General features: G+C 53.2%; 18 protein-coding genes. 8 read left to right on the forward strand and 10 right to left on the reverse strand.

The features are described 5' to 3' along the window. Positions 1-17 precede the first annotated feature (17 nt). From aldA to AAGJ81_02335, 3 genes are all read left to right on the forward strand, one after another. Positions 18-1478: an aldehyde dehydrogenase gene (gene aldA / locus AAGJ81_02325; protein ID MEM0964975.1), complete on the forward strand. Its 1461-nt coding sequence runs from the start codon at positions 18-20 to the stop codon at positions 1476-1478. Positions 1479-1600: 122 nt separating this feature from the next. Further along, positions 1601-3085, forward strand: a complete 1485-nt coding sequence (locus AAGJ81_02330) for an arylsulfatase (protein ID MEM0964976.1) — start codon at positions 1601-1603, stop codon at positions 3083-3085. A gap of 55 nt (positions 3086-3140) precedes the next feature. Further along, the gene (locus AAGJ81_02335; GenBank protein ID MEM0964977.1) at positions 3141-4232 is read left to right on the forward strand and encodes a mandelate racemase/muconate lactonizing enzyme family protein; all 1092 of its coding nucleotides are present in this window, start codon (positions 3141-3143) and stop codon (positions 4230-4232) included. Between the two features lie 223 nt (positions 4233-4455). On the opposite strand, the gene AAGJ81_02340 is transcribed toward AAGJ81_02335, so the two are convergent. Next, a complete protein-coding gene (locus AAGJ81_02340) occupies positions 4456-5268 on the reverse strand; it encodes a PEP-CTERM sorting domain-containing protein (protein MEM0964978.1) in 813 nt (270 codons plus the stop codon). Between the two features lie 544 nt (positions 5269-5812). Here AAGJ81_02340 and AAGJ81_02345 point away from each other — a divergent pair. Further along, on the forward strand, positions 5813-6619 hold the full coding sequence (locus AAGJ81_02345) for a PEP-CTERM sorting domain-containing protein (GenBank protein ID MEM0964979.1): 807 nt from the start codon (positions 5813-5815) through the stop codon (positions 6617-6619). A gap of 671 nt (positions 6620-7290) precedes the next feature. Then, a complete protein-coding gene (locus AAGJ81_02350) occupies positions 7291-8049 on the forward strand; it encodes a hypothetical protein (GenBank protein MEM0964980.1) in 759 nt (252 codons plus the stop codon). Positions 8050-8148: 99 nt separating this feature from the next. Here the strand turns inward: AAGJ81_02350 and AAGJ81_02355 are convergent, their stop codons facing one another. Beyond that, a complete protein-coding gene (locus AAGJ81_02355) occupies positions 8149-8985 on the reverse strand; it encodes a helix-turn-helix transcriptional regulator (protein MEM0964981.1) in 837 nt (278 codons plus the stop codon). A gap of 125 nt (positions 8986-9110) precedes the next feature. Between AAGJ81_02355 and AAGJ81_02360 the strand changes: the two genes are divergently transcribed. After that, positions 9111-9899, forward strand: a complete 789-nt coding sequence (locus AAGJ81_02360) for a PEP-CTERM sorting domain-containing protein (protein MEM0964982.1) — start codon at positions 9111-9113, stop codon at positions 9897-9899. A 383-nt stretch (positions 9900-10282) separates the two neighbouring features. On the opposite strand, the gene AAGJ81_02365 is transcribed toward AAGJ81_02360, so the two are convergent. The 8 genes from AAGJ81_02365 to AAGJ81_02400 form a co-directional block, all read right to left on the reverse strand. Next, complete coding sequence (locus AAGJ81_02365; GenBank protein MEM0964983.1) at positions 10283-11047, reverse strand: SDR family NAD(P)-dependent oxidoreductase; 765 nt, start codon at positions 11045-11047, stop codon at positions 10283-10285. A 384-nt stretch (positions 11048-11431) separates the two neighbouring features. Continuing rightward, a complete protein-coding gene (locus AAGJ81_02370) occupies positions 11432-12448 on the reverse strand; it encodes a zinc-binding dehydrogenase (GenBank protein MEM0964984.1) in 1017 nt (338 codons plus the stop codon). A gap of 20 nt (positions 12449-12468) precedes the next feature. Then, positions 12469-13533 carry a Gfo/Idh/MocA family oxidoreductase gene (locus AAGJ81_02375; GenBank protein ID MEM0964985.1) on the reverse strand — a complete coding sequence of 355 codons (1065 nt, stop codon included), beginning with the start codon at positions 13531-13533 and terminating at the stop codon, positions 12469-12471. Positions 13534-13582: 49 nt separating this feature from the next. Further along, positions 13583-15040 carry an aldehyde dehydrogenase family protein gene (locus AAGJ81_02380; GenBank protein ID MEM0964986.1) on the reverse strand — a complete coding sequence of 486 codons (1458 nt, stop codon included), beginning with the start codon at positions 15038-15040 and terminating at the stop codon, positions 13583-13585. A 30-nt stretch (positions 15041-15070) separates the two neighbouring features. After that, a complete protein-coding gene (locus tag AAGJ81_02385) occupies positions 15071-15853 on the reverse strand; it encodes an enoyl-CoA hydratase-related protein (GenBank protein MEM0964987.1) in 783 nt (260 codons plus the stop codon). Continuing rightward, positions 15850-17004, reverse strand: coding sequence for a CaiB/BaiF CoA-transferase family protein (locus AAGJ81_02390; GenBank protein ID MEM0964988.1), 1155 nt, complete (start codon positions 17002-17004; stop codon positions 15850-15852). The genes AAGJ81_02385 and AAGJ81_02390 overlap by 4 nt, the downstream gene beginning before the upstream one ends. Then, complete coding sequence (locus tag AAGJ81_02395) at positions 16997-18130, reverse strand: CoA transferase (protein MEM0964989.1); 1134 nt, start codon at positions 18128-18130, stop codon at positions 16997-16999. The genes AAGJ81_02390 and AAGJ81_02395 overlap by 8 nt, the downstream gene beginning before the upstream one ends. Beyond that, complete coding sequence (locus AAGJ81_02400; GenBank protein MEM0964990.1) at positions 18127-19275, reverse strand: extracellular solute-binding protein; 1149 nt, start codon at positions 19273-19275, stop codon at positions 18127-18129. Before AAGJ81_02400 ends, AAGJ81_02395 begins: the two co-directional genes overlap by 4 nt. 98 nt (positions 19276-19373) lie before the next feature. Here AAGJ81_02400 and AAGJ81_02405 point away from each other — a divergent pair, with 98 nt between their 5' ends. Further along, positions 19374-20153 carry an IclR family transcriptional regulator gene (locus tag AAGJ81_02405; GenBank protein ID MEM0964991.1) on the forward strand — a complete coding sequence of 260 codons (780 nt, stop codon included), beginning with the start codon at positions 19374-19376 and terminating at the stop codon, positions 20151-20153. Next, complete coding sequence (locus AAGJ81_02410) at positions 20150-20596, forward strand: MaoC/PaaZ C-terminal domain-containing protein (GenBank protein ID MEM0964992.1); 447 nt, start codon at positions 20150-20152, stop codon at positions 20594-20596. Before AAGJ81_02405 ends, AAGJ81_02410 begins: the two co-directional genes overlap by 4 nt. Positions 20597-21319 lie beyond the last annotated feature (723 nt).

A 21319-nucleotide genomic window follows, 5' to 3' on the forward strand; every position in this document is an offset into this window, starting at 1 on the left:
TTTAAAACAAACGTATCATGAGCGAAACCGCTAAAACCCCTTCTTACAAACTCTTCATCAACGGCCAGTGGGTCGAGTCCGCATCGGGTGAAACCGTAAAGGTGATCAACCCATCCGACGAATCCGTCGCCGGTATCGTCCAAAACGGTAATGAAGACGACGCTCAGGCCGCGCTGGAGGCAGCAAAAGCCGCTCAGCCCGCCTGGGGCGCAACCCCTGCACGGCAGCGTGCCGAGCTCCTCCGAAAGTTTTGCGATCTCGTCCGCACAAACAATGAACGTCTCGCCCGCTTGCTCGTAAGCGAGCAGGGCAAACTGCTTAAGGTAGCCCGCTTTGAAGTCGACGTCGTCTGTTCCTTCATCGAATACGCCTGCGACTGGGCGCGTCAGATGGACGGCGACATCGTCCAATCGGACAACGAAAACGAGCACATTTGGATCCATAAGAATCCGCGCGGGGTTGTCGTTGCCATCACTGCATGGAACTTCCCGATGGCACTTGCAGGACGAAAGCTCGGTCCGGCTTTGGTTGCGGGCAACACAGTCGTTCTCAAGCCAACTACAGAGACGCCTTTGGCGACTCTCGAGCTGGGCAATCTCGCGAAGAAGTCTGGCATTCCGGATGGAGTTCTCAATATTGTCACAGGGCCCGGACGCACCATGGGGGATGCCCTATGCCGGAGCCGCTTGACCAACATGGTCACGATGACCGGTTCCACGCCAGCAGGCCAGGCAATCATCAAGGCCACTGCCGACAACATGGCACACTGCCAGCTCGAGCTGGGCGGAAAGGCACCGTTCATCGTCTTTCCGGACGCCGATCTCGACACCGCGGTCGCAGCCGCGCTCCATTCACGCTTCGACAACTGCGGCCAGGTCTGTACCTGCAACGAACGCATGTACCTCCATGAAGACATCTACGATGCATTCATGGAGAGATTCATGGCTCAAGTGGCCCAGCTAAAGGTCGGCGACCCGATGGAGGAAAGCAGCGACATCGGCCCGAAAGTCAGCAAGACTGAACTCGAACACATGGAAGAACTCGTCAAGGTGAGTCTTGAGGAAGGAGCTACGCTCGCATTCGGCGGCAAGCGTGCCAAAGGTGCCGACCTTAACAAAGGTTATTGGTTCGAACCGACCATCCTAACCGATGTGAAACAGGAGATGACCATCGTGCACGAAGAGTCGTTCGGTCCGATTCTCCCCGTGCTCAAGTTCAGCAGCTTCGATGAAGTCATGACCTACGCCAATGACTGCGACTACGGTCTCGCTGCAATGGTCTGCACCAAGGACATGAAGACCATTCTTCGCCTCAACAAAGCGCTCGAGTTCGGTGAAATCTACATCAACCGCGGACACGGCGAACAACACCAAGGATTCCACAATGGCTACAAGCTTAGTGGCACCGGTGGCGAAGACGGCAAATACGGCTTCGAACAGTATCTTGAAAAGAAGACCTACTACGTAAACTTTGACTGAGAAGGTTGCCCTCGAAATCGAAGTCGACGAAGCGCAACGGAAATCGCGAAACGAATCGATTTCGAGTTTGATTTCCGCTCCGCTGATTTCGACTTCGGAGAAACTGCTACAGTATGGTTCCCATGAAAAAAAAGCCTAACTTCGTCATCATCTACGCTGACGACCTTGGTTTTGGGGATCTTTCTTGCTACAGCGCTTCAGGGCTGCCAACGCCGAACCTGGATCGGATGGCGACCGAAGGCATTCGCTTCACCAATAGCTACGCCACTGCGGCCACCTGTACCCCTTCGCGCTACAGCCTCCTGACGGGTTCCTATCCATGGCGGAATCCACGCGCGCAGATTCTGGCAGGCGATGCGCCCATGATCATCGGCGAGAGCGAACGCACCTTGCCAAAAACGCTTCGAGAGGTGGGCTATCGCACCGGAGTGGTGGGAAAATGGCACATCGGGCTTGGCAATGGTCACGTCGACTGGAATGGCGAGATCCATCCCTGCCCCACTGATGTCGGCTTTGACACCAGTTACATCATGGCGGCCACCAACGACCGTGTGCCCTGCGTTTATGTCGACGGGAGCCACGTCGACAACCTCGATCCCAAGGACCCCATCGAAGTCCGCTATGGTGGCAATAACCCCTTCCCTGAAGTCCCAACCGGAAAAGGTAACCCTGAGCTCCTCACGATGCCGCACAGCGACGATCACCACCACGATACAATCGTGAATGGCGTCGGCCGCATTGGATTTAGTCGCGGTGGCCAGTCCGCTCAATGGGATGACGAAACCATGAGTGATGTCTTTCTCAATCGTGCCAAAGGCTTCATCGAGGAGAACCGGGAAACTCCCTTCTTTCTCTACTACGCACTCCATCAGCCACACGTACCGCGCATTCCCAGTCCGCGCTTCAAGGGATCGACAAATAAAGGGCCTCGAGGCGATGTGATTGCCGAGCTGGATTGGTCTGTGGGAGAACTTCTGAATCACTTGCGCAAACAAGGCCTCGATCAAGATACCATTGTCGTCTTTTCCAGCGACAACGGCCCCGTATTGGATGACGGTTACGTTGATCAGGCTCGCGAGCTGACCGGTGACCACAGTCCGGCCGGACCTTTACGTGGGGGCAAATACAGCCTGTTCGACGGTGGCTCCCGTGTGCCGATGATCGCATGGTCACCGGGACGGATTACCCCCGGAGAGAGTCCGGCCTTGTTCAGCCATAACGACTTCCTTGCCAGCTTCGCGGAGCTTGCCGGGGTGCATCTTACGAGCGGCGAAACCGCCGACAGTCAAGAAATGAGCAACGTGATTCTTGGTAATGACGAAAAGGGTCGCGAGAGCCTGGTCACCGAGGGCATTGGCGCCAAAACAGTGGTGCGCAAAGGCAAGTGGGTCTTCATCCCTCCCCACGACGGACCGGAATGGATGCCCTTCAAGAATATCGAAACCGGGAATGCAAGAGAACCGCAGCTTTATGATCTCGAAGGCGACATCGCCCAACTTTCCAACCTTGCCAACAAACATCCCGAAGTCGTTCAGGAGCTCAATGAACTCCTTGAACAAATTCACGGCGCAGATACGCCCGCCGGTCACCAACCTTACCAACCATAGGCAACGGGTTCGGCCACAGGAATTTCGATCTCCCGACTACAAATCCCTTTATTCTATGAATACAATTAGTTCCATCACCACCCGACTCTTCGAAGTCCCGCTGCCGGAAGTGCTGACTGATGCCAAACACGGCGACCACACTCACTTCGAGCTTATCACGGTTACCGTTCGCCTCGAAGATGGCTCCGAAGGCACCGGCTACACCTACACCGGTGGCAAAGGTGGCTACGCAATCAAGGCGATGGTTGAGCACGATTTCGAATCGGCTCTCATCGGAAAAGACGGAACCGACATCGAGGGAATCTACGACTTCATGGAGTGGCATGTACACTATGTGGCCCGGGGAGGCATCGCTTCCTTTGCGATTTCAGCGATCGATATCGCACTCTGGGATATCCGCTGCAAGAAGGCCGGCCAACCACTCTGGAAGATGGCTGGTGGTGCCGACCAAACCTGTAAGGCCTACTGCGGCGGCATCGACCTGAACTTCCCACTCGAGAAGCTTTTGAAAAATATTAAGAGCTATCTCGATGCGGGTTTCAACGGGGTAAAGATCAAAGTCGGCCGCGAAAAGCTCGAAGAAGATGTCGAAAGGGTAAAAGCCGTGCGCGAGCTGATCGGGCCGGACATCACCTTTATGGTAGACGCCAACTACTCGATGACGGTCGACGAGGCGATCCTGGCAGCCAAAGAGTTCGCCAAATTCGATATTCTCTGGTTCGAAGAGCCCACCCTACCGGACGACTACCAAGGATTTGCCAAAATCGCAGAGGCCACCGGAGTGCCTCTCGCGATGGGCGAAAACCTTCACACCATCTACGAGCACGGGTATGCTCTCAATCAGGCGAAGCTCAGCTATATCCAACCGGACGCCTCCAACTGCGGCGGAGTAAGCGGCTGGCTCGCCGCTGCCAAGTTAGCCCACGTGCACGGCGTTACCGTCTGCACCCACGGCATGCAGGAGCTTCACGTCAGTCTCCTCTCCAGCCAACCCGACGCAGGCTGGCTAGAGGTCCACAGTTTCCCCATCGACCAATACACCACCCGACCACTGGTAGTAGAAAACCACCGAGCCGTCGCTCCCGATCAGCCCGGAGTCGGCGTTACCTTCGATTGGAATAAGCTATCTGTTCACGAATCGAAGTAATATCTGGAGAAGCCGATTTAAGCCTGTTGTGTGCCCAATCTATAGATTTAGAATCACTCCCCTAACCAGAAGAAGATCAACGAGGGAGACGATCACAACCTTTTCGGCTGGCTTTAGCCATCCGTCACGCCTTAGGGGCAGAAGACTTTGAAAGAATCAAACCGCTAGTTACCGAAGCCCTGAAGCTACAGAGGTTCACAGTCTGCCGGTAGAAAAGCCTTTTCTAACGACGACGGCGAAAAAGACCGAACGCGAGAGCCGTAAGTCCAGCCAGAAGAGGGAACGTCCCAGGCTCAGGGACGACGCCGAAAGTGAATGTGTCAATCGAAATCCCATCATAAGAGTTCACGTCTGGCCCAGCGGTTCCAGCAGACGGCAGTATATTAAAAATACCGCGAAAAATGGAGCTGTCTCCTGCGGTTGCGTCGTCGACTGTTGTGTTCAGTTCGTAGACCGTTGGCCCACTGGAAGCCACAATTGTGCTTGCTATTCCGTAAGAGTCTGCATCGAGCTTCGTCCATGTTGTTGTGAACAAAAAAGAATCGCCGTCGAAGTCACTGGCGTTTCCAAGCGAAGTTCCCGAACCACCGCTCCCAAGACGTAGCTGAAGCGAGTCATCGCTGGCCCCCCGGGCGAGTGCAACACCAAGGAGTTGTGGCACGGCTGCAGCTGATCCATCGGTGTTTGCAAGGCCCATGAGAAAGAACTGTTGTTGGCCGTTAGTTGATGGCGGGTTGGTAGGAGAGAAGTAGTTACTCGTGAAGCTGAAATCGAGGGACATCGTAATCTGATCACCTATCGAATTGGTGCTTGATGAGCCGAGGTATAACCCGCGAATAAAAGCTCCGGTATTTGACGTAACAGACCCAGCTCCCGAGCTGTCCACCTGCCACTGCGCTTGAGCAACCCAAGCCGGATTGTTGTTGAGGTTTCCGTCTACGTAACCTTCTCCAGCGGTGAAGTTAACAATGTCCACGGCGGAGACAGTGAGGGCTGAGGAAAAAACGAAGAGGATATGCTTGTATATTGAACTCATGGGTGATGATGGGGTGAATTTTATAGGGTTGTGGTTTTTACAAAACGCAAAATCACCAACGCTTTACACATGCAAAGTCAGCTAATCACCGAAGTCAACTCTTTTCGAAGCACCTCGATAAAAGGCAATATTTTCACGGCCAGAGCCGAACCGGATTTCCAAGTGACGCAGAGCCGATTCTCGAGCAGGCCGTAATACCTGAGAACAATCTCATTTGATGATCAGGATAACCCCAAGGAAAATTTGGAAGGCACATGTCCTCAAGTGCTGCGAGGCGATGATCGCGGATCCCGTGGATCGAAGACAGCTCAAACAAGATTTGGGCACTCCATCGAACTTGTTCCCTTAACCCGTGGTGTTGCAGACGCGACGCTCTACAACCCTGCAACTGCCGCAACATCCACGTGAAACTGGCTAGCTATTCCCTGAACACAAAAGATACTTTACTCGAATGTAGTTTTTCTTGCAAAAACCATGAACGACTAACATCGTATCTCTAACCCTATCGGGAAACACAACTATACCAACCCCTCTAATCCCTACAATGAAATCACTGGCCCCTCTTCTCATCGTCGCAGCAACCTCGGCGACGAGTTACGCAATAACTTACAACACCAACTTTGATGGCTTTACCGATGGTCCGCTACAGGGCCAAGACGGATGGGTTGCACAGTCCCAATGGCAAGTCGCAAGCAACGAAGTGGTAAACAACACATCGGGTGCGTTTATCCGCGCTCACAACACCGGTGTTTTGGGATCCACTGCTATCGGAGAAAGCATGACGATTACGCTCGACTTCACTCTATCATCTTATCGCACTCCGTCCACCGACATCGCAGTGTTCGAGGAAGGTATCGTAACCCTCGACCTAACTCACCAGCAGGGAGTTCAAGGGTTTGCGAGCGGCCCCTTCGCTGGTCTCTTTTTTGACGTGGGCACAGGCAACCTTGAACTACGCGGAGAAGGAGGCCTCACTGCCGACACGTCGGCATCACTTTCTGCGGCGGACGGTTTCACCAGCCCATCAAACTGGATTCTTTCCACAACATACACAAAAACTGGCTCGGAAACCTGGGATTATGTTGCATCAATTTCCGGCGCGGGATCCGCAAATATAGCTGGAACGGCGACCGGGTTTACAGATATCGACACCGACTCTGACGGTGGAGGCATCGCTGGTGGATTCCAAATGCGCCCGTCGGCACTGTCTTCTGGTGGGGTCGTGACCGGACCATTCCAGGGCGTCACGGTCAATAGTTTCTCTATCAGTGTCGTCCCTGAGCCTACAACTTTCCCGCTTTTGGCAGGTGTCCTCGGTCTAGCAGCCGTAGCGATGCGCCGTCGTAGATAAGCGAGAACCTGTAAATTCGAGAAGGGCCGGCACCCTAAACTGTGTCGGCCTTTTTTTTATTTTCTTTTAAGGCGAAAGACTGTCGCCGTCCCATCCAGCCAACATCGACCAACGTCCTTCGGCTGCTCGTATAGTTGACTGCTCGAGACGGGAGAGACCCCTGGTCCTTTGAAATCTTGGGGTTGACTCCAAAGCCAAGACGGATTTTCGACAGGATCTATTAACTGTGGGGATGTAGACGATTACTCTTTCCACTTACGTCAAAGCGCTCTCACAGGACTCCAAGAGCCAAGGTGAATTCCCAGATTCAAACGTTCCATCTCGTCAGCGTTCAGAAAAGCCGGCTCGTCGAATCGTTGGGCAAATTTATCTTGAGCAGTCTCTGAGAATCTATGGCTAGAACGAATAGATCAAATGTTATGAAATAGATGTCTCAAAAATTCGCGGTCGATAGCTGAGGAACTAACGTGTTTGGAAATGGGATAAGAGGGGTAGTAAAAAAAGAAAGCCTCTGACTGTTTACGTACTCGGCTAAGCTTGGTTTTCTAAAGCCCTCGAAAAAAACACATTAAACACGACCACATCCGAAACAAGATCCGGAGGAAATTTGCTTTTGACACAAGGTATTCGTGGCCCAACTTTACACGTGTGATTTTTTAAACCTCTTCCCTATGCAAACCCTCACTAAACTCCTTGCAGTGTCTCTTGCAGCAATCATCGCTGGTTCTGCTTCAGCTCAATCTGAATATGCGACCTCATTCGACGGCCTGATCCCCGGAAACCTGAACGGACAGGACGGGTGGGTTGCACAGACCCAGTGGAAAGCCGACGGATTGGGCACTGTTGCCAACGACACCTCGGGTGCGTTCATCCGTGCTCACCAGATAAACCTTGTAGGGTCGAACACAGTCGGCGAGTCGATCACTCAAACAGTAAAATTTACTCTTTCAGCTGCTCAAACGCCTTCAAATGACATTGATAGCTTTGAAGAGGGTATTTTGACTTTCGGAATCTTCGACGAAGTGGGCAAGGTGAACTTCTCCCCCACCCTTAGCTCCGGAATCTACTACTTCCCCAGCACCGGTGAGCTCGAGCTCCGCTCTGGACTTGGTGGAGGTTCTGAAACCCACTTTATCGATCTCGCCTCGGATCTGACGGATCCTACCACTTGGACACTGTCGATGAAAACTACGAAGAAAGGGGAAGACAAATGGGACGTGGTAACAACGCTCACCGGCGGCACTCTTGCTTCACCCCTATCCCTCTCCTACTCGGTAAGCGGAGTTTCTGGTCTAGAAAACACACCTTCCGGCGTTGCAGCAGGTTTCCAAACACACCCATCTTCTCTCGGTTCCGCCGGAGTTGATACTGGTTTATTCAGTTCTGTGACCATCGAGGACTACTCGCTGACAGTCGCTTCGGGACAATAACCCTTCGGACACCTTAAGCGAGCGCCTTTGCCTTGCGCTCGGTTGCAACAAGCCGAAGCACGTAGATCAGCTCGCCAAAGTTGAAAAGCCGTAGCTTCCCTAATCGAGTCCCTCGACAACCTGAAGCCCCGGTTTCAAATCCCTTACTTTTCTTGGAGAGAGTCCGTAGGTCGTGCGGATCAGGCGGTTGAAGTTTCCCAGATCCGGTATTCCAACCCGCACTGCGATGTCGCTGATCGAGACCGACGAAAAGACCAGTAGCTCATGGGCTCGCTGGGCTCGCTTTCGCCGAATGTAGGTCGCAACCGGACAATCGAGGTATTTCTTGAACAAGCGCCCAACATGGGTGACCGATATTTGGAGCTCGTCTGCAATCCGTTGGGCGTAGATCGGCTTATCCAAACCAAGATCAATCATGGAGCAGGCCCGATCTATCCGGCGCTGGTCAAGCGAACGTTCGTCACGTTGTTTTTGAGAGTCCGGTGGATGAGCCAAATTGAGAAGGATCGACCAGAGCTCGATCTCCGCCCGGAATGGGAACTCGTTGCAGGCCGTGATTGCTCTGTGAATTCCCGATTCATAGTGCTGCCCCTGTAAAACCTCTGCCCTAGTAAAACGGGGGATTTCCCAGATAGCATCACCGCGGACATCCGGTACCTGAAAATTAAACGCGAAATGGCGACCCTCACCCGCCCAACAGCTGTGATACTCAATCCTACTGTAAGGCTCACAGATGCCAATCGACCCCGCACTAAACGGATGATCTTCTTCACCGAGTCTTATTCTCGCTGAATACTCGTAGAGATGAAGCGTCCAGATATTACCGAGCTTGAATGGATTCCCGAGCATGTGCTCGTAGGTGTCTACCCCCGCCCATACGATTCGCGGCCTCTCCGATAGATTGATTGGATAGGTCGCCTCTTTGAGCGGTTTCATATGTTCAGAATCGACAAGTTTTGACCGATTTTGTCAACTTGCTTTACACCTGATAAGAGTAAACTGTCTTGCGTAGGCGGCTATCCTACAGCCCTACTCCCCTAAAACCCCAAAACAGTACCACAATGAAAACAAGCGCCCTGAAATTCCTCTTGATTGCAACCCTAGCCACATCTTTGAGCGCACAGACAGTTACGCTCTTTGACACTTCATTCACTGCCTCGGACGGATGGTTCGACGGAGGTATAAATTTCGGGGGTGACAACCCTGATAGCCTCATCGGACAAGGTGGTATGTCACTTTCGGACACCGCAACAACAGGGATACTCAACGGCGCGAGTAGTTTCAATCGCGCACTGTTTGGATGGAATAGTGGATTCTCTGAAGCTGAAGTTTTGGCTCTGGACATCGGTTCTACGATCTCGGTTGCCGCTACTGGCGTGACGATCAGCGCGGGCGGAAATAACAATTTTGTTTTAGGTCTTTCGAACGTGGATGACGGAAATATCCTTGGAAATTCTTCGATGGCTGATGGCGGGCATTTGACGTCCGACGGCACAAATATCTTCGCGCAAAACAGTAATTTCAGCGTGGACACAGCCGGTCGCATTGATACGGGTGTTGATGTCGGAGAGACCTTTAACTACGAAGTCCGCTTTACGGCGACTGCGGCAGAGATATTTACCGTTGAGCAGATCATCAACGGAAATCTGATTTTTTCTGAAACTGGACAGTCTTTTAATTTCAGTAATAGCGGGACGCAAGCGGTCGGACACTTTCAGGACTTCGGAGGTGGTGCAGCGACGATCGACGCATTGAGTTTTTCATACACGGCGGTTCCCGAGCCAAATCAGTTCGCGCTTCTTTTCGGAGTGCTTGGAATCGGATTCGCGGTAACTCGCCGCCGCCTGTAAGCCTGCAAAGTCGAGCTATTGATACGTCTCGACCGTTCGCGGTTGAGGCGTTTTTTTCGAACACTTTTAAATTAGGACGGCCGTCTTGGCTCTTCTAATCTTACAACCAAGCGGGACGCCTGTCCTACAGTAACCGTATATCCAAAAGCTGTTCTGGATTTAAAGAGCCTCTGCCCACTGCGAAAGAGCGTCTGTTGAGCTGTCCCGAGGAGCATTGCAGAATTTTACCAGTTAAACCTGTAGCCGAAAGTCCGAAACTGTCTTGGCATACGATAAAGCAGATCGACAAGGCGCCCGATTCGAGAGCTACCTCAGTTCCCCCTTCGAAATAAAATGACTTACCGAACAGAGAGGAACAGAAAGTACATGAAAAAGGACTGTATCTAACGTCCCATCCAGCCGCCGTCGACCAACATCGTATGGCCGCTCATGTAATTGGCCGCTGGAGACGCGAGGAAGACAACGGGCCCCTTAAAGTCCTGAGGTTGCCCCCATCGTCCGGCTGGAATCCGCGCAAGGATTTGCTCACTGCGGACCGGATCGTTGCGAAGAGCCTCGGTGTTGTCGGTGTCGATATAGCCCGGCGCGATGGCGTTGACATTCACACCCTTACCCGCCCACTCGTTGGCGAAGGCCATCGTAAGCTGCCCAATCCCGCCCTTGCTGGCGGCATAGCCGGGGACCGTGATTCCACCCTGAAAAGTGAGCAAAGATGCCGTAAAGATCACCTTGCCCTCCCCTCGCGCCACCATTTCTTTACCAAGCTCGCGGGTGAGAACAAATTGGGCGTTGAGATTCACCTCGATCACTTTGTCCCAAAGGTCGTCACCGTGCTCGACAGCCGGCGCACGGAGAATTGTCCCCGCGTTGTTTACGAGAATGTCGATCACCGGGTAATCTACCTTCACTTGCTCGATGAAGGTGTAGAGAGCTGCCCGGTCGCTAAAGTCGCAACTGTAGCCATTAAACTGACGCCCAAGCGCCGTGATCTCCTGTTCTACCTCGCTGCCGCTCTCTTCCAGGCTGGCGCTCACACCAATAATGTCTGCCCCAGCTTCTGCCAGGCCGACGGCCATCGCTTTTCCTATTCCGCGCTTCGCACCAGTAACAAGCGCTACCTTACCGGTGAGATCGAAATCGTTTAGTATGCTCATGATTCAAAAAAAACTGTTTGGTGTTTTAGCAGGATGTATTACTCCGCCTGTGAAATAGAAGATATTCGATGTTCGAAATCGAAATCCAAATCGCCCATCGACGCCTTCCGATAGAGATTTCGATACCGATTTCGATTTTGAGACCACTATGACTCTATCGCTCCTTTGACCGCTGGCCTGATCATAGAACATTCTTTTTTTGGATAATTCAACCTTTGTGGAGTAGCAGCTCTCGACCGCCATAGCTCGAAGACCGACGGAGGTTGTCTGCGCGCCACTCGTGGCTTGTCTGATTTACAAGGGGCTATCGGCATCGACACAAGGTCGAGCCCTACAATCGATACAAGGGAATTGATAATATGCACTACAAGTGTGGAGTTAAGACTGACAATCAATAAGGACCTTCATTGCCTCCGGGTTGCTATCGAGTTGCTGGAAGACTTCGGGCAACTTCTCCAGCGGCTCGACGAGAGAAATGAGTTTGTCGAAAGGAATATCGCCGCCCGCGATCAATGAGATTGCCTTCTCATAGTCTTCCGGTTCGTAAACCCGCGCACCACTCATCGAGAGCTCTTTCCAGAAGAAGTCGAAGAGGTTGATCTCGATCGGCTGCGGATAGATTGCCACCACGACGATGCGGCCGCGTATCCCGAGTAGTTTCGTCATCGAAGCAGCCGCAGATTTCGCCCCGGAAACCTCAAAGACGATGTCGGCCCCAAATCCTCCGCTCTCGTCTTTCGCCCATCGCTCAAGATCGGTATCGACTGGACTGAGCGCTTCCAGACCGAGCGATTGAGCGAATTCGAGACGAAACGGACTGATCTCCGAGACGACGACCCGGGCACCGGCCGCCTTAGCGACCAAAGCGACCAGCATACCAATGGGTCCCCCACCGAGGACGAAGGCGAGTTCACCTTCGCGGACCTTTCCCAGACGAACATCATGGCAGGCCACCGCCAACGGCTCAGCGAGAGCAGCCAGCTTCAAATCGATATTCGCGGGAACCTTATGGACCGTAAACGCAGGGACCGTCCACGAACTTTGAAAGGCCCCAGGAGAATCAATACCGATAAACTTCAGGTCTTTGCAAATATGACTAAATCCCCGGTCTGCATCCGTTTCACCGCGGTTGTCAAGGGGGCGAACGACCACCTTGTCACCGACTGAGAATCCATCAACTCCCTCTCCGAGCTCCGCAACTGTGCCTGACATTTCATGGCCAATCACCATTGGCGATGGCACCCTGGCATCCATCGCACCGTGGGCGATGTGAATATCGGTTCCACAAACACCACAGTAAGCGACGTTGAGACGAATGTCACCGGCCGCTGGTGCGACGGGCTCACATCCATCGATAGCGAACTCCTGATTTCCATTGTAGTAGGCTGCTTTCATAAATCTCTTTCTAGAAGTTTTTATTGATACTCTGGAACCACTCCACCGGCATCGTTCGAGCCATAGGCCGCTTCAACAACCGCCATCGTATTGACTACGTCCTCCACGTTCGTGGGCAACTCTTTCGTAGAACCTTCGAGAAAACACATCAGGCTCGCCATCGTTCCGATAAAAGCCTCGGGGAACCACGAACCCTCGAGCTTTTCTTCGATCCATTGGGGAGGTTCACCTCCATTCAAAAGACAATATTCGAACACATCGGGAACGCCGTCCGGGTAGTTCATGAGCAGACCCATCTTCGCTTTGATCGCTCCCTTGGTCCCTTCCCACTTGATGAAACTCTCCTGATTTTGAGCACCAAAATCATGGTCATGGTTGATGTTCAAAACAGCGCGGCACTTCTCTCCATAATCCATCACTAGCCCAGTTCGCGTGCTCGACATTGGCTTGGCTGGGTGCCCAACCGTCTTCGCCATGACCGACCGGGGATCTCCAAGAAAGGACCTCACGAGGTCGATGTAGTGAACGGAGTGTTGGGCAATTTCGAGACGCGGATGAAACTTTACGTTGGGAAAAAGATCCCAAGGTGTCTGAACGGAAACACGCACCTCCAGGTCGTAAAGCTCACCAATCTTTCCACTTTCGATCAAATTCCGAGCCGCAATCACGAACGGAGCAAAACGAAGCTGGCAATTGATTGCCGCAACCAGTTGTTTGCGTCGGCAGACCTCTAGGATCTCCAAGGCCTCAGCCAGCGAATCGCCCATTGGTTTCTGGATCAATACCGCAGCCTTATCCGGGAGCAGTTCAAGCGTCGGCACGAACTGCGCAGGCATCAGGGTCAAATCAAATACCGCATCGGCGAGTGCGGCTGCAATCAACTCCTCGATCGTGTCGAAGACATTCGGAATTCCAAATTCGGCAGCAATCACTTCTGCCCTCGACCGAGTTCGGTTCGTAATACCCAAGACTTCGAAGCCCGCCTTCCGGTAAGCCGGCAGGTGCGCATCCTTTACGATGCCTCCCGCACCAATAATGTAGATCGGGCGCTTTTGTTGAGGAAGCTGGGGAAGATAGTCGATCATCGCGTCAAAGTCTGTTTCAGCAATCGGTCAAAATGAAAAGGAACGCAGGTCAGTCCCAAGCCATGTAGATGGTCTTCTTCTGTAGGTAGCCTTCGAGACCATGGGTCCCATCCTCACCACCAACGCCACTCAGCTTGTGGCCATTGTGATAGCCTTGAATGTATCCACAGATACCCTTGTTCACAAAGATCGTTCCAGTCTGGAGGTATTGAGTCGCGTGCATAATGCGATTGTAGTCCTTGGTCCAGAGATAGGCCGAAAGACCTTCATCACGGGCGTTGCAGATCGAAAGGGCTTCGTCGTAACCGGAGATCTTTGCGACTGGCATTACCGGGCCAAAAATCTCCTCAGCGAAAGCGGCCATTGACGGGTTGGCGTTCAGTAGGACGGTTGGTTCCATCCAGTTTCCCTTCTCGAACTCGACCCCTTCCGGGCGCTTACCACCGCAGGCAAGCTCAGCCCCTTGCTCGATCGTCTTTTCAACAATTCCGAACACTCGATCCAGGCCTGCCTTACTGGTGCTCGGACCCATCCCGATGTTTTGCATCGGATCGCCGACTTTCACTTCGGCGACTCGCTTGAGCAGTTTATCAGTAAACTCATCGGCCACACGTTCATCGACGAGCACCGCTTCGTTGCAGATGCAGACCTGACCACAGTTTGCGTAGCGGGCGATGACGGCTGCTTCGACGGCTTTGTCAATATCCGCATCATCAAGCACGATAAACGGGGCTTTACCTCCAAGCTCGAGACAAAGTCCGGCCATGTTCTTCGCGGCACTTGCATAGATCGCCTGACCGGCAGGAGTGCTGCCCGTCATCGTAACCAGACGCGTGAGCGGGCTCTCTACCAAAGGAACACCCACTTCTGTTGGGGTTCCGGTCACCACACTGAGAACGCCCGCCGGAAGCCCGGAAGCCTCAATGATTTTTCCGAACTCACAACCGGTCACCGGAGTAACATCATGCGGTTTGACCACCATCGTGTTTCCCGTAATCAGAGCGGGACCGATCTTGCGACCGATGAGTGCGAGCGGGTAGTTGAACGCACAAAGCCCAAGGGTCACTCCGTAGGGCACGCGGTGAATGAACAGCTGCTCATTGGGCATATCCGAGGGCAGAATCTCGCCGGTAATGCGACGCGCCGCCTCTGCACTGTACCTAATGTAGCGAATCGTGTCGTCCACCTCACCCAAGGCTTCAACCAGTGACTTGCCTTGCTCCAGCACAAGAAGCTTTGCAAGGTGTTCGCGCTGGTGCTTGATGCCGTCAGCGATCTTGAAGAGGTAACCGGCACGCTCGATGGGTGGGAGGGCCTGCCAGGCCGGTTGCGCTTTTTCAGCAGCTTCGAGTGCTTCCATCGCCTGCGCCGTGGAGCAGGACGGAACCGTAGCAAAGACCTCGTGATTGGCTGGATTCTCAACGTCGATCCGCGCACCTGAATCGGATTCGACCCATTGGCCGTTGATATAGCAGCGGTAGTCGTGAATGGTTTCAGAATGTCTCATGGTAGTGTGGGATTTGGAGGATTGGAGTCATTAGCAGCCTTTGAAAATTGGAACGCGTTTCTCAGTGGATGCGCGAAAACCTTCGCGCGCGTCTTCTGTCGTATAGAGTTCCTCGACCAGGTTCGCTTCCAGCTCCAACGCATCGACCATCGGCATCGACAGGCCTTTCCGTACAGCCGTTTTACAGGCGGCGACCGCCAGGGGAGCAGACTTTGCGATTTCTTTGGCGAGTTTGGTTGCGCCACTGATGAGTTCAGTCTCCGGAAAAATTCGATTCAACAGACCGATTCGAAGTGCTTCATCCGGGTCGATACTCTCGCCACTGGCAAGAAGCACAAAGGCATGGCTCGGACCGATGATACGAGGAAGGCGCTGGGAACCGCCATTACCCGGCAGCAATCCAAGCTTTGCTTCCGGTAGGCCAATCTTGTACTCCCCCTCCGCACCGAATCGAAGATCGCAGGCCAACGCAATCTCCAGGCCACCTCCCAGGCAGTGCCCTGAGATACAGGCTATAAAGGCCTTACCACTCGCCTCGATCTTTGAGAGCGCAGTGCGTGCCGTATCCACCATCCGTTTGTTTTCCTCAACCGAATTCGACGCGAATGCCTTGATGTCCGCCCCCGCACAATAGAAACGATCCAGCGCACTAACCACCAAGACCACCCGTGCATCGCTATCCGCATCGGCTGCATCGACGGCGTCAATCAACTGCAGGTGGAAACCGAGGTCATAAGCGTTGGCTGGCGGACGGTTAAAAGTGATACACCCAACACTGCCAGTGCTTGAATACCGAACGACTAGCTCGCTCATGACAAGAAATCCTCCTCAATCCTTCCGTTGTGCTCTCCGATCGCAGGCGAACCGATCGCAGAGGCTTCGCGGACACCACCAAACTTAATCGGCACACGGGTCGTCTCGTAGGAAGCACCACTCGTTCGTTCTACTGCCTGCAACATATCGAGCACCTTGAAACCATTGTGTTGAAGAAGCTCATTCCAATCGAGGACCTCGGCACACCAGATGTCGGCACCTTCAAGGACAGGTAGCCATTTTGCAGTCGGCCCGGTTTTGAGATGTTCGGCGAGGACGGTCTTGATTTCGTTCCGGAGAGTGAACCATTGCGACGGATCCGAGAACTCGAGGAGAGCTGGACACTCTAGAAGCTCGCCGAGTTGTGTCACTGAGCCCATGGCGAGAGAAAGGTAGCCGTCTTGAGTTTCATAAACGCCGTAGGGTGCGCCGACGAGTGCGTGAGCATTATTGCTCACGGTCCTTTCCGGCTCTTCTCCCCCGTCCTGAAAGTGAACAGTCAGCGGCTCGAACTGAAAATCAAGGATCGACTCCAACATGCTGATTTCAACCAGCGCACCTCCCCCGCCAATACCACGGCGCACAAGCGCAGCAAGAATCCCCTGACAAAGCTGTGCACCAGCAAAAATATCCGCGATGGCCAGACCCATCGGCACGGGTCCGTCGTCGCGGTTGCCGCTCAACCAAGTCAAGCCACTGAGAGACTGCACCAACAAATCCTGGCCCGGTTTTCCCGCCCATGGACCTTCGTCCCCATAGCCCGTGATCACGCCGTAGACCACGTCGGGATTGAGTGCCTTCACCGATTCGAAATCAAAGCCGAGCCGGTCCATCACAGATGGACGAAAGTTGTGCATGACCACATCTGCCTTCGCGACGAGTTGACGAACCTTCTCACGGTCACTCTCTTCCTTCAAATCGGCACAGTAACTTTCCTTGTTGCGATTGATCGCATGAAAGATGGTCGATTCACCATCGATTTCCGTGTTTGAAACATACAGCTGGCGACAGATATCGCCCGTCTCCGGGCGCTCGATCTTAATGACTCGCGCGCCCATATCTGCCATTCGCAAACTGGCTGAAGGTGCCGAGAGAAACTGGCTGAAGTCAACAACTGTGATGCCTTCGAGCGGAAGGGACTCCTTAGCCATGCGCAACCTCCCGAGCTAGCCGCTCATTTGCTTCGCCGAGGACCGGGGCTGCTTTCTCAGAAAAAATTCGCTGCCCATCGATTCTGATTGGGCATCGCAAGGTTTTGACTGGTTCACTGCTCGGACGTCTAACGGTCTGCTCCATTCGCAGGGTCCTGAAGGCAGCATGGTGGATCAATTTCGCGTAGTTGAACACATCGGCGCACCAGTAGTCGGCAGGCTGTAAAATATCCAACCAATGCTCTGTCGTCTCGGTTGCAAGGTGCTCCGCAAGAACGGTCTGTAGTCGTGTGCGATCCTCGAACGCATCTCCTTCCAGACCAACGCAACCGATGAGCTTTCCAAGGTTATTGAGACAGCCCATCGCGATCGCGATATGCCCATCGGCTGTCGCATAGATGCCATAAGGTGCTCCCAGGTAAGTATGTGCATTGCTAACTTCGGCTCTCTGAGGCGGTTTACGGCCGTCGTTGAGATGCGTGGTGAGCACTTCAAATTGAAAATCAATCATCGATTCCAACAAGCTGACCTCGACCGTGGTGCCTTCCCCGGTTTTTCCGCGATGGATCAACGCTGCGAGAATTCCCTGTGCGAGGTGTGTGCCACAAAGCATGTCGGCTGTAGCCATGCCAAGCGGCACTGGAGGACCGCCCGCTTTCCCAGTCAACCAAGTGATTCCCGACATGGATTGCGCGAGTAGATCCTGCCCTGGTTTATCTTTCCAAGGACCTTCTTTGCCATACCCAGTGACTGTGCCATAAACAATCGATGGGTTGATCGCCTTCACTTGCTCGTAATCGAGCCCGATCTTTTCCATCACGCCGGGACGGAAGTTATGCGTCATCACATCGGCAGTGGCGATGAGCTTCTTCACCGTCTTAAGGTCATCCGGGTCTTTGAGATTTGCCGCGAAGGATTCCTTGTTCCGGTTGATGGTGTGGAAGACGAGACTATCGCCATCAACAACCAGATTCTTGGTGACCAACTTCCGGCAAGCATCACCAGCACCCGGACGCTCGACCTTAATCACCCGCGCGCCCAAATCCGCCAAACGAAGTCCCGCGTAGGGCCCGGCCAAGTATTGACTGAATTCAAGAACAGTCAGCCCTTCGAGGGGAAGTTTCATACGCGCGTCTCCCGGTAAATCTCGTTCACTAAATCCAAGGTCGCTCCAACATTTCCTCCATTGCGAAGATACTCGTGGATATGCAAACACGCGGTATCTTGAAACTGGAGATAGCCCTCGTGACGAGGACGCACAAACGCTCGGTCCAATGTTGGCAGCGTAGCACTGAAAAAGTCGGCGGTTTGGCCGTTGAGTTCAGGATTCAGCCACGCGCTCCGATGGCCCGGTTGCCCGCCGGACTCAAAGTAGATGCCGGTTTGCGTCGCGGCACAGCCCGTAAATTCAGCGTAAGCTTTCGCGATATCCAAATGTTTGCACTTTGAGGAAACCGCAAGACCCGCTCCACCGAGCATAGTAGATCCTGGCTTACCCGCGTCGACTCCGATCACATCAGCAAAATGGAGAAGATGCGGGGCATAGCCCTTCCGCGAGTAGTTTGAATAGCCATAAGTGTAAGGCGCATAGGCCCATTCTCCACCTTGCGACATCACTTCGAGGGTTTGGATCGGGTTTAAATCGAAAAACTGGTCCGGTATTAAATCAGAGAACGCTTTGAGCCTTTCGAGTGCTAGGATCGCGGCATCGCGGTCAGCCACCTCTTCCTCATTCGGGAAGATCTCTTCGCCTGCCGCTGTCAGTAAATTGAGAAAGTTCCCGTAGGTATCCAGCGGGATACTCGGACAACAAACCAGCCCCTGCCCCGCCAGATCCATGAGCTGATCGTAAGTCCTTGGAATTTCAGCACCAGCCTGTTCGAGCAGATCCGGTCGGTAGACTGAGACCGGGCAGGCAGCGTCCGTTGCAAGTGCCCATTGGCTTCCATCAAAGTTGTAGCTTGCATAAGACTGGCCCACGGAATTTTCCGCCTGATCCATCATGAAGGATTCATCCAGAAGTTCGGAGAGATTTGCCAGCACACCACTCGCAGCTGCAAAACCTGCCCAAGGATGGTCGATTACCAAAAGATCATACTCGGACGCGAGCTGCGCCAAGGGCTTATCAGCGAACTCCTGTAGCGAACGCTTTTGCCAGAGGATATCGACAGCGGGATTCAGCTCATGGAAACGCTGCGCAGTGCTAACCACCGACGTGAAGCCGCGCATATGGTCCCAGGTGATACCTCTTAGAGTAGCTTTTTGAAACATGAGGGATTAGGGTTTAAACAATTCGTATATGAATATTTTATTTATAAATGAATTGATCAAGCGAAAATATTCCTCAATGTGGGAAACGTTACCTGCTAATGACCGAGCTCTCCGATCAACGCTACAGTGCCCCCGCTCTTGAAAAGGGGCTCGACATCCTCGAGTTCCTTGCCGGAAGGAACGTACCTTGCTCAAAATCTGAAATCGGCGACGCTTTGGAGCGCACACCGAGTGAAATCTACCGTATGCTCTGCGTCCTCGAAGAGCGTGGCTATGTTCAAAAACAGGAGGGCACAGCAGCCTACGGCCTCAGCATGCGGCTTTTCGAACTCGGTCATCAACAGGCATCCATTAGCACCCTTCGCAAGGCAGCCCGTATACCCATGGAGCAGCTTTCCAGTGAAATCAGCGAGGCCTGTCACCTCGGCATTCAAAACGGAAACAATCTCCTGATCATGATGGAGCGGATGCCGCCTCGCCAGGTGTGCCTGGCGGTTGGCGAAGGAACCACCTTTCCACTTACTCAAACTGTGTCGGGACGCGTTCAGCTCAGCCTTCAGGACGAAGAGGCTGTCCGGTCATTCCTTGGCGAGGATTCCCATTTTTTATCACTCTCATCCAATAAACAGGAGGCTTACCTGAAACGAATCGAAATGGTTCGAGAACGGGGCTTCGAGATTTCACAAAGTGAGGTTTCACAGGGAGTGGTCGACATCGCAGTTGCTGTAGGGATTGCAACGACCGGCTTGTGTGCCTCTCTGGCCGTCAGTCAGTTAGGCAACGATGTTCGAGCACCGAAAATCTCCCAAAATCTTAAAGCGATCCAGAACTGCGCCATGCGCATCAACCAAACCCTTGGGGTCACGCAGCTATCATGAAAACGGAAGAAGTCTATTTTGAGGATTATGAGGTAGGTCAGACCCGCAAGACCTCCGGACGCACGATTACCGAAAGCGATATCGTGATCCACGCCGGGCAAACGGGAGATTTCTTTCCGCACCATATGGACGCCGAGTGGTGCTCCAAGCAGGACTTTGGACAGAGAATTGCACACGGAACTCTCGTCTTCAGCATCGCTATCGGCTCGACCGCTGAAGACATCAACCCCGTCGCAATGTCCTATGGCTACGACAAGCTTCGATTCATCAAACCGGTCTTCATCAACGATACCATTACAACGACCGCGACGATCTCGGAGAAACGGGATTACAAGCGGCCCGACAAAGGATTCGTCATCGAAAAAATCGAGGTTTCGAATCAGCAGGGAGAAACCGTTTTGGTCTGCGAACATCTTTACTTGGTGCAGCGGAGGGAAAAGTGAATGATGCAGCTTCGCTTTAATTCTGGCGCATTTGTTACAGGCAAATCCATTCCAAATCCGGATCATAGTGTTGGCTCGGGGTCAGCCGTTCACAATGGCTATCGCCGAATGAAACTAGTGTGGTGTCAGGGAATTAACCGACAGATTGGCATCCCGAACGATGGAGGGACGCCGTCTCGGCGTCCGCAACGCTTGGCAATTCAGATTATCAAACGGTCCGCGAGACGCGGACCCTCCAGCGACTCTTTGGTTGAAACGGCGAATTGGCTACCCTGAGATATTTTCAGAAACAACCTTTGCTGACACCACACTAGAAAAAGCTACTTTCGGAAAGATGGTGTAGCATCCGCGGCTCGACTGAGCTCGCCGAAGTCCGCCGAGGCGGATGATGTCGGTTCTACTGGTAACCGTCGGCCCTCTCTGGTCATCGGTCTTTGCGACCGATGCCACGTGAATTTGCTCAGAAAGACTGTTCAGCCAAAAACACTCGCGGCTATCGCCGCCGTCCGACCTGAGTTCAACAATGGGACACCTGAGCGAAATTCTTAATCCTAATCGTAATCATAATCGCCCATGCTGGAATGAACCTCCCCCAAAAAAGTTGCCATGTGTCTATCTTAAATAAGGAGATAAAACCATGGAAATCGAAAGTCGTCGCAGCTACAGCAAAGAGTTCAAGGCAAATGCCGTAGAGCTGATGCTAGCTGGAGAGAGTAATATAGA

The sequence above is a fragment of the Verrucomicrobiota bacterium genome (genome assembly GCA_038744685.1).
In the GTDB taxonomy this organism is placed as follows: Bacteria; Verrucomicrobiota; Verrucomicrobiia; order Opitutales; family Puniceicoccaceae; genus Puniceicoccus.

What these genes read in the sequence shown, in the direction of transcription:
- aldA (MEM0964975.1), top strand. Translation starts at nt 18, where the DNA reads ATGAGCGAAACCGCTAAAACCCCTTCTTACAAACTCTTCATCAACGGC.
- AAGJ81_02330 (MEM0964976.1), top strand. Translation starts at nt 1,601, where the DNA reads ATGAAAAAAAAGCCTAACTTCGTCATCATCTACGCTGACGACCTTGGT.
- AAGJ81_02335 (MEM0964977.1), top strand. Translation starts at nt 3,141, where the DNA reads ATGAATACAATTAGTTCCATCACCACCCGACTCTTCGAAGTCCCGCTG.
- AAGJ81_02340 (MEM0964978.1), bottom strand. Translation starts at nt 5,268, where the DNA reads ATGAGTTCAATATACAAGCATATCCTCTTCGTTTTTTCCTCAGCCCTC.
- AAGJ81_02345 (MEM0964979.1), top strand. Translation starts at nt 5,813, where the DNA reads ATGAAATCACTGGCCCCTCTTCTCATCGTCGCAGCAACCTCGGCGACG.
- AAGJ81_02350 (MEM0964980.1), top strand. Translation starts at nt 7,291, where the DNA reads ATGCAAACCCTCACTAAACTCCTTGCAGTGTCTCTTGCAGCAATCATC.
- AAGJ81_02355 (MEM0964981.1), bottom strand. Translation starts at nt 8,985, where the DNA reads ATGAAACCGCTCAAAGAGGCGACCTATCCAATCAATCTATCGGAGAGG.
- AAGJ81_02360 (MEM0964982.1), top strand. Translation starts at nt 9,111, where the DNA reads ATGAAAACAAGCGCCCTGAAATTCCTCTTGATTGCAACCCTAGCCACA.
- AAGJ81_02370 (MEM0964984.1), bottom strand. Translation starts at nt 12,448, where the DNA reads ATGAAAGCAGCCTACTACAATGGAAATCAGGAGTTCGCTATCGATGGA.
- AAGJ81_02375 (MEM0964985.1), bottom strand. Translation starts at nt 13,533, where the DNA reads ATGATCGACTATCTTCCCCAGCTTCCTCAACAAAAGCGCCCGATCTAC.
- AAGJ81_02380 (MEM0964986.1), bottom strand. Translation starts at nt 15,040, where the DNA reads ATGAGACATTCTGAAACCATTCACGACTACCGCTGCTATATCAACGGC.
- AAGJ81_02385 (MEM0964987.1), bottom strand. Translation starts at nt 15,853, where the DNA reads ATGAGCGAGCTAGTCGTTCGGTATTCAAGCACTGGCAGTGTTGGGTGT.
- AAGJ81_02390 (MEM0964988.1), bottom strand. Translation starts at nt 17,004, where the DNA reads ATGGCTAAGGAGTCCCTTCCGCTCGAAGGCATCACAGTTGTTGACTTC.
- AAGJ81_02395 (MEM0964989.1), bottom strand. Translation starts at nt 18,130, where the DNA reads ATGAAACTTCCCCTCGAAGGGCTGACTGTTCTTGAATTCAGTCAATAC.
- AAGJ81_02400 (MEM0964990.1), bottom strand. Translation starts at nt 19,275, where the DNA reads ATGTTTCAAAAAGCTACTCTAAGAGGTATCACCTGGGACCATATGCGC.
- AAGJ81_02405 (MEM0964991.1), top strand. Translation starts at nt 19,374, where the DNA reads ATGACCGAGCTCTCCGATCAACGCTACAGTGCCCCCGCTCTTGAAAAG.
- AAGJ81_02410 (MEM0964992.1), top strand. Translation starts at nt 20,150, where the DNA reads ATGAAAACGGAAGAAGTCTATTTTGAGGATTATGAGGTAGGTCAGACC.